The organism is Thermodesulfobacteriota bacterium (assembly GCA_030583865.1).
Classification (GTDB): Bacteria; Desulfobacterota; GWC2-55-46; order GWC2-55-46; family GWC2-55-46; genus UBA5799.
This window is the reverse complement of record CP129479.1, coordinates 120,404-134,214: the sequence shown is the minus strand read 5'-3', so window position 1 is coordinate 134,214 and position 13,811 is coordinate 120,404. Positions and strand designations below refer to the sequence as shown.

Annotated in this window: 23 protein-coding genes; 18 read left to right on the top strand and 5 right to left on the bottom strand. The window is 55.4% G+C overall.

Translation table 11 applies throughout. The features are described 5' to 3' along the window. Together QY316_00740 and QY316_00735 are read right to left on the bottom strand one after the other, a co-directional pair. Window positions 1-1,353: a hypothetical protein gene (locus QY316_00740; protein ID WKZ32966.1), complete on the bottom strand. Its 1,353-nt coding sequence runs from the start codon at window positions 1,351-1,353 to the stop codon at window positions 1-3. Window positions 1,354-1,485: 132 nt separating this feature from the next. Beyond that, entirely contained in the window at window positions 1,486-1,923 is a 438-nt protein-coding gene (locus QY316_00735) for an energy transducer TonB (protein ID WKZ32965.1), read from the bottom strand. Window positions 1,924-2,263: 340 nt separating this feature from the next. On the opposite strand from QY316_00735, the gene QY316_00730 reads away from it, so the two are divergent. Beyond that, window positions 2,264-2,578, top strand: coding sequence for a hypothetical protein (locus QY316_00730; protein ID WKZ32964.1), 315 nt, complete (start codon window positions 2,264-2,266; stop codon window positions 2,576-2,578). A gap of 126 nt (window positions 2,579-2,704) precedes the next feature. Beyond that, window positions 2,705-2,887, top strand: a complete 183-nt coding sequence (gene tatA / locus QY316_00725; GenBank protein WKZ32963.1) for a twin-arginine translocase TatA/TatE family subunit — start codon at window positions 2,705-2,707, stop codon at window positions 2,885-2,887. Window positions 2,888-3,323: 436 nt separating this feature from the next. On the opposite strand, the gene QY316_00720 is transcribed toward tatA, so the two are convergent. Together QY316_00720 and QY316_00715 are read right to left on the bottom strand one after the other, a co-directional pair. Beyond that, window positions 3,324-4,007: a hypothetical protein gene (locus QY316_00720; protein WKZ32962.1), complete on the bottom strand. Its 684-nt coding sequence runs from the start codon at window positions 4,005-4,007 to the stop codon at window positions 3,324-3,326. A 150-nt stretch (window positions 4,008-4,157) separates the two neighbouring features. Beyond that, window positions 4,158-4,745, bottom strand: a complete 588-nt coding sequence (locus QY316_00715; GenBank protein ID WKZ32961.1) for a helix-turn-helix transcriptional regulator — start codon at window positions 4,743-4,745, stop codon at window positions 4,158-4,160. 81 nt (window positions 4,746-4,826) lie between these two features. On the opposite strand from QY316_00715, the gene QY316_00710 reads away from it, so the two are divergent. Next, window positions 4,827-5,213: a hypothetical protein gene (locus QY316_00710; protein WKZ32960.1), complete on the top strand. Its 387-nt coding sequence runs from the start codon at window positions 4,827-4,829 to the stop codon at window positions 5,211-5,213. After that, on the top strand, window positions 5,213-5,416 hold the full coding sequence (locus QY316_00705; GenBank protein ID WKZ32959.1) for a transcriptional regulator: 204 nt from the start codon (window positions 5,213-5,215) through the stop codon (window positions 5,414-5,416). Before QY316_00710 ends, QY316_00705 begins: the two co-directional genes overlap by 1 nt. A 143-nt stretch (window positions 5,417-5,559) precedes the next feature. On the opposite strand, the gene QY316_00700 is transcribed toward QY316_00705, so the two are convergent. After that, window positions 5,560-6,030: a hypothetical protein gene (locus QY316_00700; GenBank protein WKZ32958.1), complete on the bottom strand. Its 471-nt coding sequence runs from the start codon at window positions 6,028-6,030 to the stop codon at window positions 5,560-5,562. Between the two features lie 266 nt (window positions 6,031-6,296). Here QY316_00700 and QY316_00695 point away from each other — a divergent pair, with 266 nt between their 5' ends. Genes QY316_00695 through QY316_00630 form a run of 14 tightly spaced genes read left to right on the top strand, consistent with a single transcriptional unit; the run spans window position 6,297 to window position 13,698 of the window. Next, on the top strand, window positions 6,297-6,779 hold the full coding sequence (locus tag QY316_00695; protein ID WKZ32957.1) for a hypothetical protein: 483 nt from the start codon (window positions 6,297-6,299) through the stop codon (window positions 6,777-6,779). A gap of 2 nt (window positions 6,780-6,781) precedes the next feature. Then, window positions 6,782-6,931, top strand: a complete 150-nt coding sequence (locus QY316_00690) for a hypothetical protein (GenBank protein ID WKZ32956.1) — start codon at window positions 6,782-6,784, stop codon at window positions 6,929-6,931. Continuing rightward, entirely contained in the window at window positions 6,924-7,211 is a 288-nt protein-coding gene (locus QY316_00685; GenBank protein ID WKZ32955.1) for a hypothetical protein, read from the top strand. Before QY316_00690 ends, QY316_00685 begins: the two co-directional genes overlap by 8 nt. A 37-nt stretch (window positions 7,212-7,248) precedes the next feature. Further along, the gene (locus tag QY316_00680; GenBank protein ID WKZ32954.1) at window positions 7,249-7,464 is read left to right on the top strand and encodes a hypothetical protein; all 216 of its coding nucleotides are present in this window, start codon (window positions 7,249-7,251) and stop codon (window positions 7,462-7,464) included. Window positions 7,465-7,509: 45 nt separating this feature from the next. Further along, complete coding sequence (locus QY316_00675; GenBank protein WKZ32953.1) at window positions 7,510-7,842, top strand: hypothetical protein; 333 nt, start codon at window positions 7,510-7,512, stop codon at window positions 7,840-7,842. Next, window positions 7,817-8,647, top strand: coding sequence for a hypothetical protein (locus tag QY316_00670; GenBank protein WKZ32952.1), 831 nt, complete (start codon window positions 7,817-7,819; stop codon window positions 8,645-8,647). Before QY316_00675 ends, QY316_00670 begins: the two co-directional genes overlap by 26 nt. 3 nt (window positions 8,648-8,650) lie before the next feature. Beyond that, window positions 8,651-10,234: a hypothetical protein gene (locus QY316_00665; protein WKZ32951.1), complete on the top strand. Its 1,584-nt coding sequence runs from the start codon at window positions 8,651-8,653 to the stop codon at window positions 10,232-10,234. A gap of 19 nt (window positions 10,235-10,253) precedes the next feature. Next, window positions 10,254-11,201 carry an AAA family ATPase gene (locus QY316_00660; protein ID WKZ32950.1) on the top strand — a complete coding sequence of 316 codons (948 nt, stop codon included), beginning with the start codon at window positions 10,254-10,256 and terminating at the stop codon, window positions 11,199-11,201. 13 nt (window positions 11,202-11,214) lie between these two features. After that, entirely contained in the window at window positions 11,215-11,733 is a 519-nt protein-coding gene (locus QY316_00655) for a host-nuclease inhibitor Gam family protein (protein WKZ32949.1), read from the top strand. Between the two features lie 18 nt (window positions 11,734-11,751). After that, window positions 11,752-12,036 carry a SpoVG family protein gene (locus tag QY316_00650; protein WKZ32948.1) on the top strand — a complete coding sequence of 95 codons (285 nt, stop codon included), beginning with the start codon at window positions 11,752-11,754 and terminating at the stop codon, window positions 12,034-12,036. Further along, window positions 12,036-12,563: a hypothetical protein gene (locus tag QY316_00645; protein WKZ32947.1), complete on the top strand. Its 528-nt coding sequence runs from the start codon at window positions 12,036-12,038 to the stop codon at window positions 12,561-12,563. The genes QY316_00650 and QY316_00645 overlap by 1 nt, the downstream gene beginning before the upstream one ends. Beyond that, a complete protein-coding gene (locus tag QY316_00640; protein ID WKZ32946.1) occupies window positions 12,553-12,873 on the top strand; it encodes a hypothetical protein in 321 nt (106 codons plus the stop codon). Before QY316_00645 ends, QY316_00640 begins: the two co-directional genes overlap by 11 nt. Beyond that, window positions 12,870-13,397: a hypothetical protein gene (locus QY316_00635; GenBank protein ID WKZ32945.1), complete on the top strand. Its 528-nt coding sequence runs from the start codon at window positions 12,870-12,872 to the stop codon at window positions 13,395-13,397. Before QY316_00640 ends, QY316_00635 begins: the two co-directional genes overlap by 4 nt. Before the next feature lie 46 nt (window positions 13,398-13,443). Further along, window positions 13,444-13,698: a hypothetical protein gene (locus QY316_00630; protein ID WKZ32944.1), complete on the top strand. Its 255-nt coding sequence runs from the start codon at window positions 13,444-13,446 to the stop codon at window positions 13,696-13,698. Window positions 13,699-13,811: the final 113 nt, after the last annotated feature.

Below are 13,811 nucleotides of genomic sequence, written 5' to 3'. Positions count from 1 at the left end.
TCAGGAAAGGGAAAGCAGCTTTTTAAAGACCGCGTCCGGCAGCTCCAGTAGGTTCAGGAAGAGCTCCTTCCAGCTGAAGTAATCCGCGTAAGGTATCATCTCCGAAAGATAGGCCAATATCATCACCATGTTCCAGACGGAGAGGAAGGCGGCGAGGCCTATGCCCCAGGCAAGGAGCATTCTGCTGTCGAGCTTCTCAAAAAGCGCCGCGAGCCCGATGATGAAGATAGGAGCCGAGCTTATGAAGGCCCTGTGCCCGAATGAATGCCCGAACCACCACATGAACCACGACGCGTTCACATAGAGCTGCAGCATGAAAGCCATGAGGAGCAGGCCTCCTTGCCGCCGCTCGGCCTTTACGAAGCAAATAAGTCCGAAAAGGGCGAATATTATTATCGGGTTCCAGCTCAAGAGCCCGTGCTTCGAGGAGAAGAGGACCTCGACCACCTTCGGCGAGGCCGCATGGATGAAGGATTCGCCGCCATAGGAGTAGACGAGGAAAGAGCCGAATATGAGCTTCCACACAAGGGTTTGGACAAAGGCCGCGGGAACGAGCCCGGCCATGAACGGGAAAAGCCTTCCGGCGGCCAGGAACCAGGGAAGCCTCCTCTCTCTGATAAAGCCGATAACGCCGTCCACGAGCGGCACCATGAGGAATACCGCGTCCTGCTGCCTCGTTATGACCATGAGTCCGGCGGAAAGCCCCATCACGAAGTAGGCCCTCTTGCCGCCCTCCCCCTCCCTCGTAACGCTCCACATGTAGAAAAATAGGGCCGCCGCAAAGAAGGAGACCAGATGCGACATGAACGGCTCCCTCATGAAGTAGTAGACGAGATTCGAGGCCAGGAAGATGAAGGCCGTTGAGAGGAAGGAGACCGCTTCCGGGTAGTACCTCCTTGCGAGCCTGTACGAGACAAGGAGCCCGAGGTACCCGTAAAAGATGCTCCCGAGGGAAAACGACAGCTGATAGGGGATGGAATAACCCGAGCTGTCGAAAGCGAGCCCGAGCGCGTTCAATGCGAGCACGGCCGTGTGTGTTAAAGCATAGAAGGGCAGGACCGCGAGCGGAAGGCCTATCGAATATTTGTTCGCGGGGAGCCCCGCGGGCGTCAGGCGGAAATCCGTGATGCCGAGGCGCTCGTATTCGTTCAGAAGGTCCATGTCCCTGTCGATGACAGCCGACCTGACGTACGAAAAATAATGCCCGTCGTCGCTATTATGGATAATCTCCATCCGGGAGTCGACCACAAGGACGAGCGAAAGAAAGACAGCGGCGCTCGCAAGCACAAGGAATGCGAAAGCAAAGGCCCGGCGCGGGTACGCCTTTATGGTCTCTTCTGAAATATAAGCCATATATCGAGAAGGAACGGAACGGTTTGAATTCTCTTTCTGAAACGGCATCTTATCTTTTTCAGGCAGGTCTTTCAAGGCGGAAGGCGGTGTGAGAATCGTTCTGTTATTTCAGCAGTTTGCCGAAAACTCTGCCTAACCGCCGCCTCTCGTCGAGACGATATGGTACTGGAACTGCCCCTTTATGCTCAGGTCCTCGACAGTGAAGTCGGCCGGGAAGGGCGGGAACGGGGCCGCAAGCCTGATGGCGGTTATTGCCGCGTCGTCGAGCATGGGGTAGCCCGAAGACCTTTCGAGGCGTACCCCTGATACGGTGCCGTCCCTGTTTATCGTGAAGTTTATGAAGAGGCTCCCCTGCCAGCCGTTACGCGCCGCCAGGGCCGGGTAGTCCCAGTAGAACTCAATTTTCCTCTTCATGTCCAGGAGGTACTTCTGGTACTTGAGCTCCGCCGTATTGAGCTGAAGGGTCTTGCCCGTCTCCTTTTCATGGGTCCCGGCCTCGTAGTTCCTGGTAAGCTCGGCTATCCTTTCGTCAGAGGGAAAGAGGCTCGGCCTTTTCTGTTCTCCCTGCAATATGCGCGGCTCCGCCTGTGCTCCCGGAGAGGCGGGCCTATCCGGACCGGTCCGGACCGGTCCGTCAATTTCGGCGGCAGGGGGGCCCGGCTTCTCGCCTGTTTTTCCGGCGCTTGCTCCGGGACCTCTCCCGGCCTCCCCGGTTTTGTCCCCGGATTCCTCCAACGACGGCTTGCTCTCCGGCATTGCCGGGCGGGCTCTTTGGGTCATCGGGCCCGGCGGGGCCGGAGGAGGCACGGTCTCCTTTTTAACGCTCTGGTCTTTGTCCGCAAAGACCGAAGGCGGTTTTTTTAGGGGGGATAAATTATCCGGTTCGGCCTGAGGGGCCTCGGCTACGGGGATGCTCCTCTTTTCCTCTACTGGCCGGGGCGGGTCCAGTATCTCCACGGGTATGGGCGCGGCAGCCTCCCTGCTCCGGACGGCGTCCTTCGGGAAAAGTGTAGCCGCCCAAAGCGCAAGGACGTGCAAGAGCACGGAAAGCGCAAGGAAAATCAAAAAGGTACGCGGCATATGGCCCTGGGGGCCCTGGAAGGTTTCGATTGACATGCACCTGTATTTCTGTCAGAATTTCAAGTGGGTTGACTTAACAGTTAAAAAACTCAAAATCATATTCAGGCTGCTCAAAAAGCTCAAGATGCAAGGAGTCGAAAAATGAGGAATGAGGCGTACTCTCCTTGTACGCCGCAATGACGAATTTTGAAGACGACGCCGCAGATTGGGCTTTTTCAGCAGCCTGTTAAGTGGCCTATCCGTATTTTACACTTAAGAGCGGGGTAATACAATGTTCGGGCTCGGCACAACGGAGCTTATACTGATACTGGTCGTGGTCCTACTCATCTTCGGGGCCGGGAAGCTGCCTGAGATAGGCTCTGGCCTCGGCAAGGCCATAAAGAATTTCAAGAGGTCTTCAAGCGAAACCGATATGGACGCCGCCCCGAGGGACAAAAAGGAGCATTTGAAGTAGCCTCCCGCCGCCTGTACTGGCCGACGAAATTCCCCGTATAGTCCTGCCTTATCCGAAGTACGCCTTAAGCCGGCTCTAACCTACACCTTCAGGCAACCTCCAAAAATCAGAAGATTTTTCCCGCTTTTCCCGGAAGGCCGGGGAATGAACTACCCCGCAGCAAGCCGGGTGTGTCTCCTTATACTTCCCCTCCCTCGACGGAAGGGGATTAAGGGGAGGGGGAAAAACGTGGCAAGCCGCCGGGGTATTGTGAACCCTAAGAGTATTGGGGATTGTTAAAGGAAGTAAGGGGAAATGCTAAAAATCGCGCCGCGGCGTGTGGGACTTGCATGAATGATGCGTGCTGATGCGGGATAGAATCAACATTTTTTTGACTCACAAAGTTCAGTAAGAGCGCACACCCCAGGGCCGCCTGAGGCATGCGCTCTTATATAATTCAATTCATAGGTGATTTAACGATATATTCTATGGAGGAGTTGGTTGCCTTGAGGACCTCTATTTTCATCTTTTTGAAGCCAATCTCAGTGGACTCTGAGAGGTCATAGGAGATGTCCTGGTAAAAGGACGGGCGTGCCAGATCGTCCTTGTATTCGCGATATGAGACTTTAATTGTATCGCCAGATTTTCCGTTATAGAGCAACTCAGACTTGAAAGACCCTTTCTCATAAACCTTCGAGAGCTTAAAAGGAGTTTCTGGTAGTTTCCAATCCCGTATTAGACCTATTTCACAGGCCGTATCTCCATAGACCTGGTTCACTTTGTTCACCGCCAGGCAATAACTCCAAACGCCATCCCTTGAAACCAGCTTCATAGGTTCCTTATATAGAGTTGTCCCGTTCTGTAATTTGCCGTAGATTTTAAATGCAGATCCCTTAGGAATCATCGGGTATGCGGGGGAGCCCAATTGAGCTGGCGGCTGAAAATCGTCTGATGCAACCATGCCCTCATAGAAAAAAATATCCTCTTCAACAACCATGGCATCACCCAGGCTCGCCTCCTGAATTTCTCCAAGCTGAAAAGATGTGCTTTTTTTATGCTCGAGCGGCATAAAAACCGGAGTGACAGCAGCACAGCTTGATAGTAATACCCCCGCAAATAAACACGCAAAAAGCCTTTTCATAGTCCCCCTCCCTATTCGGTATTTTAATACTAAACCAATATAAACACTGGCCCTCTGTCCTTAATGGAGTAAACGATAAGGGCACCTCTGCCTTTTATCCGCTCAGAATACCATGAGCGCAGGCGTCGAGGAAACTGTACAATTGGACAACTATGCCCCTTTTTTAATGTTCTCAGTAGAACTCTTCTTTTTTGCCATCAGTTCATCATATAAAATATCAATAGTTCCTCGTAACCGGGCTTTAACATCGAAGTCCCCTTCCTTATAGACGGACCTTGCCTTATCTAAAAGACCTTTTAATATTTGATCCTCCTCGCTCAATTCAGGTTTCTCAACACCTTCTTTTTTTCCAGCGAGCCAATTATCAAGTGTTCCTGCTTCTAAACCTAATCGTTCCTCGATCAAACATTCTGGGAGGGGGCCCTCGTTTGTGGCATAAAGGGAAGCTCCATATTCCTCTGCCCGCCTAATAAGATTAAACACCTGGAGTTCTTTCTCTTTAGGCCCCTCTCCAGTAAGAAGCCAATCAAAATTTACATTAAATCTTATACAAATATTAAATAATAATTCCGGGGGTGGGTTTATAACAGAGCCCCTTTCCAAGCGGCTAACATCCACTTGAGACACCCCAAATCGCTCAGCAAATGAGCCTTGGCTTTCCACTCCGCGCAGTCCCCTTATGCGTTCTCCAAGCGCCTTTAAATCAATTTTTTTATAACTGGAATCCCTATTATTCATTTTTTTACTTGACCACTATTTAAAATTTGATTAATATGCTTTCTGCATAAAGCAACCTTTACGCCAGAGGGCAAAAAAAATATGAGCGAAAAATTCCTTGGGCATGAGCTGTATCAAGAACTCCATGACCTTATTGGGGCTACGGCAACAAAGTCGGTCGTTGGAAAATTCAAGGGGCAGTGTTTGTATTTTCCAATCCCGGAATCACCCATAGAGTTGCTCGAATCCAAAGGTAGAAACAAAAGCCCCAACTGGCGCAGAGAGGGTGCCTTCAGACATTCAGATGTAAGGGAACTGGTTCTTAAATTACGCGCCTCAGGCATGGCGTTTATAGATATTGCAGTCGCAGTGAAAAAGGCGTTCCCCAACGAGCCCGAAAAACATGTGTCCAAATCAGCGGCCCACCGCTTTTGGCTGAGCGCGAAGGCAGGCGAACTTAAAGAGTTCGGCATAGATGGAGTCCTCTAATGAATCGCAAAGTAAAAGCCCTGATGGTCCTCAATAACATCAAGGGCGTGGATATAGCGAAGAAACTCGGAGTCAGCCCCACAACCGTATATGTCGTCCTGTCCGGCAAGGGCAAGTCCCGCCGGATACAGAAGGCAGTTGCCGAGGCCCTGGATATGACGGTCGAGGACCTCTGGCCGAACGGGAACAATAAAGCCGCATAAGGAGACATTATGGACCATAGTCGGATCACCTTAGAAGAGCTCGCGGCGGCAACCGATGAACCGCGGTCAATCCTAAAAGAAGCCAAACCCGCACAGGAGAATAAGCCACATGAATAAAGAGCCGAGAACCGAAACCGCGATCCTTATGACTGATCGCGGTAAAGCCAGTCCAGGAGATCGTCATCGGAAAGCTGGGCAATATCAGCCATACCTTCTCTCCACAGCCGCTCTCTCCAGAGGGACACTGTCCCCAGTAAGTTGGTCTGAAATAGAGGAGAACATACGTTTGATCCTGCGAAAGCGGATAGCGCAAGGGCCATCTGCTCCGGCTCAGGCGTGAGGATTTCGATTAAATGAGTATCCCTGAATATAAAAATGAAACAGGTGCCCTTGCGTCCACTGGCAACAGCCTTGGTAAAGAGGAGGCTTGTGCTGCCAGGGCCATCAAAGCCAGCAATGACTTCCCCGCGCGAGGTAGCGAAATATACCCTGTAATTGCCAGGCATATGAGGCCCGATAGGCACTGGATCAGGCAGCTCAATATCAAAGCCAACATTTTTAAGATGCTTTGCAATCAGGTACAGGTCGTAATTAACAAGGGGACTTTCATTCACCTTTCACCTCCTGCCCCAAAAGGGCGGGACAAGGGAACGCCCGGAACAGGAAAGGGGCTACCCCCCCTCTCCTCAGTCCTCTCCCGCAAGGGGAGAGGAAGAAAAACGGGTGTTCGCGCGGGGGCGGGCCGGACGTTTAAGGGGCGGACGGCCCGTCCCACTTTTTGTTTAGGTGAAATTACCAAAACCGGGAAGAAAAGTACATATCTAAGTACGAATTAAAAATAGACACGCGAAGCACGTCGCAAGCCGGAGAAGGCCGTCGGATGTCTACGAAAAAGAAAAAAGCGGATACGAACCAGCTGTCGCTCTTCGACGTTATCAAAAAGATAGAAGAGCGGAAAAAAGAGGACCGCACCATTGCCGGATCGTTCAGCATGGAGCACCGGCTGAACGCCCTCCTTTCAAAGGCCCTCAAGCATTGCCCCCTCTCCAGGGAGCTCGTGGCAGGCAAAATGAGCGAGCTCACCGGCGAAGAGATAACCAAAACAACGATAGATGCATGGACCGCGAGCTCCAAGGCCAAGCACAGGTTCCCGGCCAAGTACCTGCCTGCATTCATCGAGGCCACCGGCGACAGGGAAATCCTCAAGGTCATGGCAGAGATGACCGGCTGCTACCTGGTCGAGGGCGAGGACGCGCTATTAACAGAGCTCGGTCGCATCGAGAAGACCAAGGAAGAGCTGGCGAAAAAGGAAAAACTCGTAAGGCAGACCCTCGAAGAGCTCGGGGGCAAGAACAGGAGGTGAGGATGGAAGAGTGGGTTTACCTGGGGAAACTGACCGGCGCTGTGTTGGCGGTGTTCTTGTTCGGGGTTGCAGGATATGCCCTGCTCTATTCGGCTTCCGTCCTGAACGAGAACGCTGAAAAATCGATGGAGGAGGTGGATGGCAATGGATGAGGCATTGACGGAAGTGCACAAAAAAACCGCTTACAGGTTCAGGGGGTTCGCGGCCACGCCCACCCCCGAGGCCAGGAGATTCGTCTGCCCGGCAACGGGGATGGGCATTACCGACGCGACGTGCGAGGCAAGCCGGAAGGCAGCGCCGGAGGTCTGCATCAACTGTCTTATACCGCTCGCGGGCCCGCAATTCTCAGGCACGCCATGCAAGAGGTGCGGACGCCTTTTTTCGGCGCAGGAAGCCAGGGCGGGTTTCACCACATGCGAGTTCTGCGGTTGAGCCGGTGGGCGGTGCCCACCCTACACAGGAGGAACGGATGTTCACCTTATTCCAGCAGGGTTTCGCAAGCGGGTTTTTCACGGGGGCGGCTTTTGTGCTCGTCGGCCTCCTTGCCTGGGAGCGCATAGCGACTGCCCTTGCCAGGCGGAGGAACCGGCGCCTGCCCGACGCGACGCGGTTCAGGCGGGCGAGCTACATAGCCCTTTCGCAGCACAATGACGATGCACGGCTCGACAGGATGTTCGGAAGGTAATCCCCCTCCCATCGGGGAGGGGGAAAAGCGGATGCGGAGGCGGAGATGGAAGAAGCGAAAGACAAGCGGCAGTACACGAACGAGAACCAGCAGAACATGGCGCGGGTGACCATGTACCTCGCGCAGGACATCCTCACGCCCAAGACCATGAAGGAGGTCATGGAGGCCCTCAACCTATCGAGGGACGTCACCTTCAGGACCCTCTGGAACCTGAAGGACGTGGGGTGGGTCGAGGAAGGGGCCTACGGCTACCGCCTGAGCCCCCGCCTCACGCTCATGGCGGACAGGCTCAGGCAGGCGGTCGCGGATACGCTAAAAAAATACCTGGTACCGGTCGAGGAGGGAAAGCAGCATGGCGAACAAGAAGCAAGAGGATAAGCACGGGAAGGTATCGCCCGAGATACGGGAGGCGCTTAAAAAGAACGACATCGAGAAGCTCGCGAGGGCATCCAAGACAATGCAGATCGAGGGCGACCTGCCTTACTCAAGGCGAGTCTATGTTGACGGCGTGAAATTCTATATGCAAAGGACCGCCGAGGGTATTGTCGAGGCAGGCAAAAGGCTCCTTGTCATCAAGGAAAAAGAAGGCTATGGCGAGTTCGTGAAGGTCCTCGAGGAAGAGATCGGCATTCCTCATACGACGGCCTACCGATTCATGAACGCCGCCTTAAAAGCTGAAAAGTACCCAACCTTAGCCTCCAGTTTTCCCAAACTTGGGAATTTGAGCAACGTTTATACCCTCCTCGAAGCCCCAGAAGAAGACCTGAAAGAGCTTGAGTCTAAGGGGGTTCTGGCAGGAAACACCATCGATGAACTCCATCGCATGTCCGTCAAGGAAATGCGCGACCTCATTAAAAAGCTCAAAAACGAGACAGAGAAGGTCGTCAAGGCCGAGGTCAAGAACATCGAGACCGAGAAAAAGGCCCTGATCAAGGAGGTCGAGCGCCTCAAGGCCTTCGACCCCGAGGGCAAGGACGCCTCCTGGTGCGTCGGGCAGATGCAGCTCATTGACGAGCTCGCCGACGAGTTCGACACGGCGCTCCGGAGGTTCATGAAAGACTCGCGCATCCTCGACCACCCGGAACTCCAGGCAAAGGTCGAGGCCATCCAGACCAGGGTTGAGAAACGCTTCAAGCTCTTCGTCTCGGACTGGGATGCCTATGTGAACGGGGAGGCCCAATAGCCGATGGCGGTCTCGTCCGCGATAGTCGAGCAGATAAGGCGCGAGCTCCGGGAAGCCCCGCACGGACACAAGTCGGTCATAGCCCGGCGGTGGGCCGAGGTCCTTGGCGTAAGTCTCCAGCAGGTGTACCGCATTGCCGCTGACGGCCCGAAAAAGGCCCGGTCGTCAAGCGCGCGGCGGCCCGAATACCGCGCGTGGGCGAAGGCAGTCGCGATGGTTAAGAAGCGCCCGCCCGACGGCGCCGGGGAGATATCGACGGACCAGGCCGTTGAGATAGCCGCCAGGCGCGGCCTCATACCGGAAGAGGCCCTATCAGTGGCAATCGGCACCTTCGACAGGATAATGCGGGAAACCGGCGTGACGAGAAGGAAGCGACGCTTCACACGCTACCAGGCCGAGAGGCCCAACCTGGCCCACCACATAGACGCCTCATCGTCGAAGTTCTTCTACGTTCACCGCAGGGTCGGCAACGACTACGTGCTCAGGATCCACCGGCCCGGCGCGAACGGCTACAAGAACAAGCCGATCCCGTGCGACCGGCTAAGGCCCTGGATATACGGCCTGGTGGACGACCACTCGGGGCGCATGCTCGCCCGCTACACGATTGCCGCCGGCGAATCGATGGCCGATGCCCTCCTCTTCCTCCAGCGGGCGTGGTCGGAGATAGGCCTTCCCGAGCAACTCCTCGCGGACCAGGGCGTCCTCAAAAAAGGCCTCCCCTCGCAGGACCTCATAAGACGGCTCGATGTCGCCCTGCCGGAGATGATGCCATACGAAAAGGAAGCTCACGGCAAGATAGAGCGGCCCTGGCGGACTGCATGGCAACGGTTCGAGAAGCCCTTCTTCGCGGTGGACGACTGGCAGAAATACGAGATTACCGAGGCGGAGCTTAACAGGCGGCTCGATGCATACCTTGAAGAGTACAACAGCATGCCGCACCGCTTCGAGCGGGAGATAACCCGGATGCAGGCGTGGGGCAGGATACGCCTGCACGGAGGCATTGTCACTATACCCGAGAACGCGCTGGCGACAGCGGCGCGCCGGGCAAAGAGGAAGGTCGGCGCGGACGGTATCCTGCAATACGAGGGTGGCATATACGAGGTCAAGGGCCTGCATGAGGCCGAGGTATGGGTCTTTGAAGGGGTCTTTGAGGACAGGCTCGTAGTCCAGGAGATATCGACCGGTGACAAATACGAAGTCATGAGGTTCGCGCCGGTCCCCCTTGGGGAATACAGGGCCCACCCGGAAACGCCGCACCAGAAGGCCGTAAAGGAAGCGGCGAGCCTCAATATCTCGGACGCCGCCCTGCCCTATACGGAATCGCGGGAAAAGGACGGGCGCATAGTCGAGCTGCCTATTAGGGAGACCGAGCGCGAAATCGAGGACCCGTTCGACACCACGACATACGCCAGCATGGAAGAGGCTTTCAGGGAGCTTATCTCAATAGTGGGAACCGGGATATCGGCGGTCGAAAGGAGGGGCATAGAGGAGCTGATCGCAGAAAACGGCATGAAAAAGGAATTCGTGAGGGACTTTGCCCTTGAGCTCAGGGCGGAGATCGAGATCAGGCGCGCAAGCGCCGGTTAACTAACTCGGAGGTGGAGAGATGGCAGTATCAAGGTTGGAAGTGCTTGCGGAATTCGGTTACTCGAAAGACCCCTTCAAAGGCTTCAGGATGGAGACGGCCGACAGCCTGCGGCTCAAGCGGCTCCTCAAGATGGCTATTGAATCCAAAGCTATGGTGTCGGTGGTGGCGTCCTGGGGCTTCGGGAAAACGAGCGCCCTTGAGATAGCCTTCCGGGAGATAGACGCGCACATGGTGAGGCTCATAACGCCCGACAAGGAGCGCGTGGTCGTCTCGGACATAGAGAAGGCCCTTATCCTCGGCTTATCGAACGAGTCGTGCAAACGGACCAAGGAGGTCCGCGCCAGGCAGATACGGAGGATATTAGGCGAGGCCTCGCGCGAGAAGCCGATAGTGCTCATCCTCGAGGAGGCCCACCGCATGCACGGGCAGACGCTCCGGGCCTTGAAGACCTTCCGGGAGATGGAGTGGATGGGGCAGAGCCCGCTCTTCACAGTCGTCATGATAGGACAGTACGACCCCATGCGGAAGAAGTATGTAGACGAGGTGCGGCTCAGGAGCGACACCGTTTTCATGAAGGGGCTCACCGACTCGGAGGTCCGCGAGTATACCAGGAACACGGTCGGGAAGAGCTTCGAGCCGGACGCCGTGGAGGCCGTTTCCCGTCTCACCGGCACCAGGAACTACCTCGACCTCCAGGAGATACTCCTCAACCTCATGAGCAAGGCCATAGAGATCGGGCAAAAGACCGTCTCGGTCCTCGAAGTCTTCGACTTATACGGCGGCGGGTTCAAGGAAGTCATGAAGCGCGTGAATATATCCCTCGGGGAGCTCGCGGCGGAAACGGGCATACCCAAATCGACCCTCAGTCTGGTCACGAACGAAAAGCAGGGCACGCTCACGGACGACACCTACCACGACGCGCGCCGGGCGATAACCGACGTGCTCAGGCGCAAGGGAGTAGCGTAAAAGGAGAACGGCAATGTCAGCAGTCGAGCATATCGAAGGACTCACAAGGGCATACTCGGAGCTGAGGGACCTCCTCTCTGAGCGCGTGAGCGCGTTCAACGACGAGTTGGACCTCATAAAGAGGCAGAAGCTCCCCGGCATCAGGAAGACGCTCGCTAAGGTAGCCGAGGCCGAGCAGAAACTCAAGGCCGCGCTTGAGGCCCACCCCGAGGCGTTCGTAAAACCGAAGACGCTTATCTTCCACGGCGTGAAGGTGGGCTTCAAGAAGGGCAAGGGCAAATTGGAATGGAGCGACCCGGACATGGTCGTCCAGCTTATAAAGAAGCACTTTCCGGAGCAGGTCGAGCTACTGATCAGAACGAAGGAGACTCCGGACAAGCAGGCGCTGGACGGCCTGGACGCGAGGGACCTGCGGAGGCTCGGCGTGTCGGTCGAGGAGACCGGGGATGTGGTCGTCATAAAGCCGGTGGCCAGCGACGTTGAGAAAATGGTGGCCGCGCTCCTCAAGGGCGCGGAAAACGAGGAAGCTTAGGCGAAGAGGAGGACGCAGATGCAGGTGACAGAGGTAAGGGTTACTCCATTTTCGGACGGCGGCAGGCTCAGGGCATACGCCTCGATAACCATCGGCGGAAGCTTTGCCATAAGGGATATAAGGGTGGTCGAGGGGCCGGGCGGCATGATAGTCGCCATGCCCTCCAAAAAGCTCAAGGACGGATCTCATAAGGACCTGGCCTTCCCCGTGACGCGCGGCGCGCGGGAGATGGTGGAGAGGGCGGTACTCGAGGAGTACAGGAGGGTCGCCGCAAAAGGACCGGTACGGAGGCCCAGGGCCTGATGTCCTTTAAGCTCAAATGCCCGAGGTGCATTTACGAGTACGACGTGCGGGAAGCGACGAAGGATAAGGACCTCATCGCGATCATAGAGATGCAGGCCGACTTCGCCCCGCACAGCAGGCTCGTCTTCGAGTACTCGGAGCTCTTCCAGACCACCAGGCCGCTCAAGCCAGCCAAGCTTCTCCGAATACTTACCGAGGTGCGCGATATCTGGACCGGCGAGAAGTTCGCCTTTCAGAAGCGGGTCTATGAGATATCGAAGGCCGGGATCGTCCAGGGCATGAAGACGGTCTGCAACAAGCGCTTCGAGGCGGGGCTTGAGAACCACAACTACCTTAAGAAGGTCCTCATCTCGATATCGGAAGAAGAGGCAAAGCGCCGCTCGGCACAGGCGGAGAAGGAATTGAGGGAGAGGGAGGCGCGGCTCCGGACCGGACGGAGGGAGGGGCCGGTCGAGCCGGGGGACAGACCGGCTCCGATAGGAGAGGCGATCAGTAAACTGCCGTGGAGGAGAAACGATGAACAATGAAACGGTCAAGAATGTGCCGAACGATTACGCGAGCATGATGGAGATAGTCTTCGACGTGCTCAAAAAACACAAGTCTATTGCAACAGAGCAGCTCGCCTGCGAGATAGCAGATACGCTCGTGGGCGCGGGATACGGAAAGCTGGATACCTTCGCTCTTGCAATGCAGGACCAGCTCCGGCATGGGCTCACCGGCCTCAAGGAAAACCTTTCGCAGATTCGTCAGGGGATTTCCTTTATAGAGATGACGGAAGAGAGATGCGGGAGGATTCTCCGGCTCCTTGAACACGATAGAAAAAGGAGGGCCGCGTGAACCCGATGTGGACGGAGGAGGAGACACAAGGGCTTCTGCCCTTCTGTCTCGATACGTGCCTCTATTGGGCTCCGATGGGCTATAAGAAGGGAAAAATCTGGTGTGCCTTGAAAGGGGCATGGGTCGAGCCGGGACGGAAGTGTAAAGATTACAAGGAGAGGAAGGAGGTGAAAAAGATGGAAGAGAAGAAAATAGTAAAGACCGGACCGGTAATACGTCCGACAGTAGGAAGGGTCGTTCATTACTACAGGAACAGGGGGGTTGGTGCCGAGGAACCGCTTGCTGCCCTCATCACTAAAGTCCATTCCGAAACCTGCGTAAACCTGGTCGTCTTCGACGAGTGCGGAGAGAGGCACAGCCACATCGGTGTCGAGCTCGTTCAGGGCGAGGCTGTTCCGAACGAAGATGGCTATGCCGTCTGGATGCCTTACCAGAAGGGGCAGGCTGCTAAAACGGAAGAGATCGAAAAGAGGCTCACTGGTGGCTGTTCGAGCTCCGCATCTTCAGAAGAGCCAAAAATATAAAGGTCGAAACGGGGCTAAGCCCCGTCGCACCGTAAGGCGGTGCCTGATGATGACCGGGAGAAGCATGCGAAAGAAAAGACGGAGAACACAATCACCTGAGTGGAAAAAGGTTACAAAGCTCATCGGTGATTTAAAAGCGACGAAACGCCTTATTAGGTATGCAAAAAAAATGGAAGCCCCGGAGCCGGGGCAGACGCTTGCGATTGCATATCTGAAGATGCTTGGAATTCGCATCTCTAACGAGGCAACTGCTGCCTTGATGGGATGGGATCAAGCCAGAAAAAATAAGGAGCGCACTTGAGATTTAGCCGTTGCCAGCTATTAAAGCCGGGGAGGAGAAAAATAAAGCCCGGATATGGGGAGCGCAGGCGCAAAAGAGAACTCCAAAAAGTACCGCTGTTCCCCGCCCTGGTC

Bases quoted from the DNA above. Each gene is read 5' to 3' on its own strand.
- QY316_00740 (WKZ32966.1), bottom strand. From the start codon at position 1,353: ATGGCTTATATTTCAGAAGAGACCATAAAGGCGTACCCGCGCCGGGCC.
- QY316_00730 (WKZ32964.1), top strand. From the start codon at position 2,264: ATGCTCCTCTTTTCCTCTACTGGCCGGGGCGGGTCCAGTATCTCCACG.
- tatA (WKZ32963.1), top strand. From the start codon at position 2,705: ATGTTCGGGCTCGGCACAACGGAGCTTATACTGATACTGGTCGTGGTC.
- QY316_00720 (WKZ32962.1), bottom strand. From the start codon at position 4,007: ATGAAAAGGCTTTTTGCGTGTTTATTTGCGGGGGTATTACTATCAAGC.
- QY316_00715 (WKZ32961.1), bottom strand. From the start codon at position 4,745: ATGAATAATAGGGATTCCAGTTATAAAAAAATTGATTTAAAGGCGCTT.
- QY316_00710 (WKZ32960.1), top strand. From the start codon at position 4,827: ATGAGCGAAAAATTCCTTGGGCATGAGCTGTATCAAGAACTCCATGAC.
- QY316_00705 (WKZ32959.1), top strand. From the start codon at position 5,213: ATGAATCGCAAAGTAAAAGCCCTGATGGTCCTCAATAACATCAAGGGC.
- QY316_00695 (WKZ32957.1), top strand. From the start codon at position 6,297: ATGTCTACGAAAAAGAAAAAAGCGGATACGAACCAGCTGTCGCTCTTC.
- QY316_00690 (WKZ32956.1), top strand. From the start codon at position 6,782: ATGGAAGAGTGGGTTTACCTGGGGAAACTGACCGGCGCTGTGTTGGCG.
- QY316_00685 (WKZ32955.1), top strand. From the start codon at position 6,924: ATGGATGAGGCATTGACGGAAGTGCACAAAAAAACCGCTTACAGGTTC.
- QY316_00680 (WKZ32954.1), top strand. From the start codon at position 7,249: ATGTTCACCTTATTCCAGCAGGGTTTCGCAAGCGGGTTTTTCACGGGG.
- QY316_00675 (WKZ32953.1), top strand. From the start codon at position 7,510: ATGGAAGAAGCGAAAGACAAGCGGCAGTACACGAACGAGAACCAGCAG.
- QY316_00670 (WKZ32952.1), top strand. From the start codon at position 7,817: ATGGCGAACAAGAAGCAAGAGGATAAGCACGGGAAGGTATCGCCCGAG.
- QY316_00665 (WKZ32951.1), top strand. From the start codon at position 8,651: ATGGCGGTCTCGTCCGCGATAGTCGAGCAGATAAGGCGCGAGCTCCGG.
- QY316_00660 (WKZ32950.1), top strand. From the start codon at position 10,254: ATGGCAGTATCAAGGTTGGAAGTGCTTGCGGAATTCGGTTACTCGAAA.
- QY316_00655 (WKZ32949.1), top strand. From the start codon at position 11,215: ATGTCAGCAGTCGAGCATATCGAAGGACTCACAAGGGCATACTCGGAG.
- QY316_00650 (WKZ32948.1), top strand. From the start codon at position 11,752: ATGCAGGTGACAGAGGTAAGGGTTACTCCATTTTCGGACGGCGGCAGG.
- QY316_00645 (WKZ32947.1), top strand. From the start codon at position 12,036: ATGTCCTTTAAGCTCAAATGCCCGAGGTGCATTTACGAGTACGACGTG.
- QY316_00640 (WKZ32946.1), top strand. From the start codon at position 12,553: ATGAACAATGAAACGGTCAAGAATGTGCCGAACGATTACGCGAGCATG.
- QY316_00630 (WKZ32944.1), top strand. From the start codon at position 13,444: ATGATGACCGGGAGAAGCATGCGAAAGAAAAGACGGAGAACACAATCA.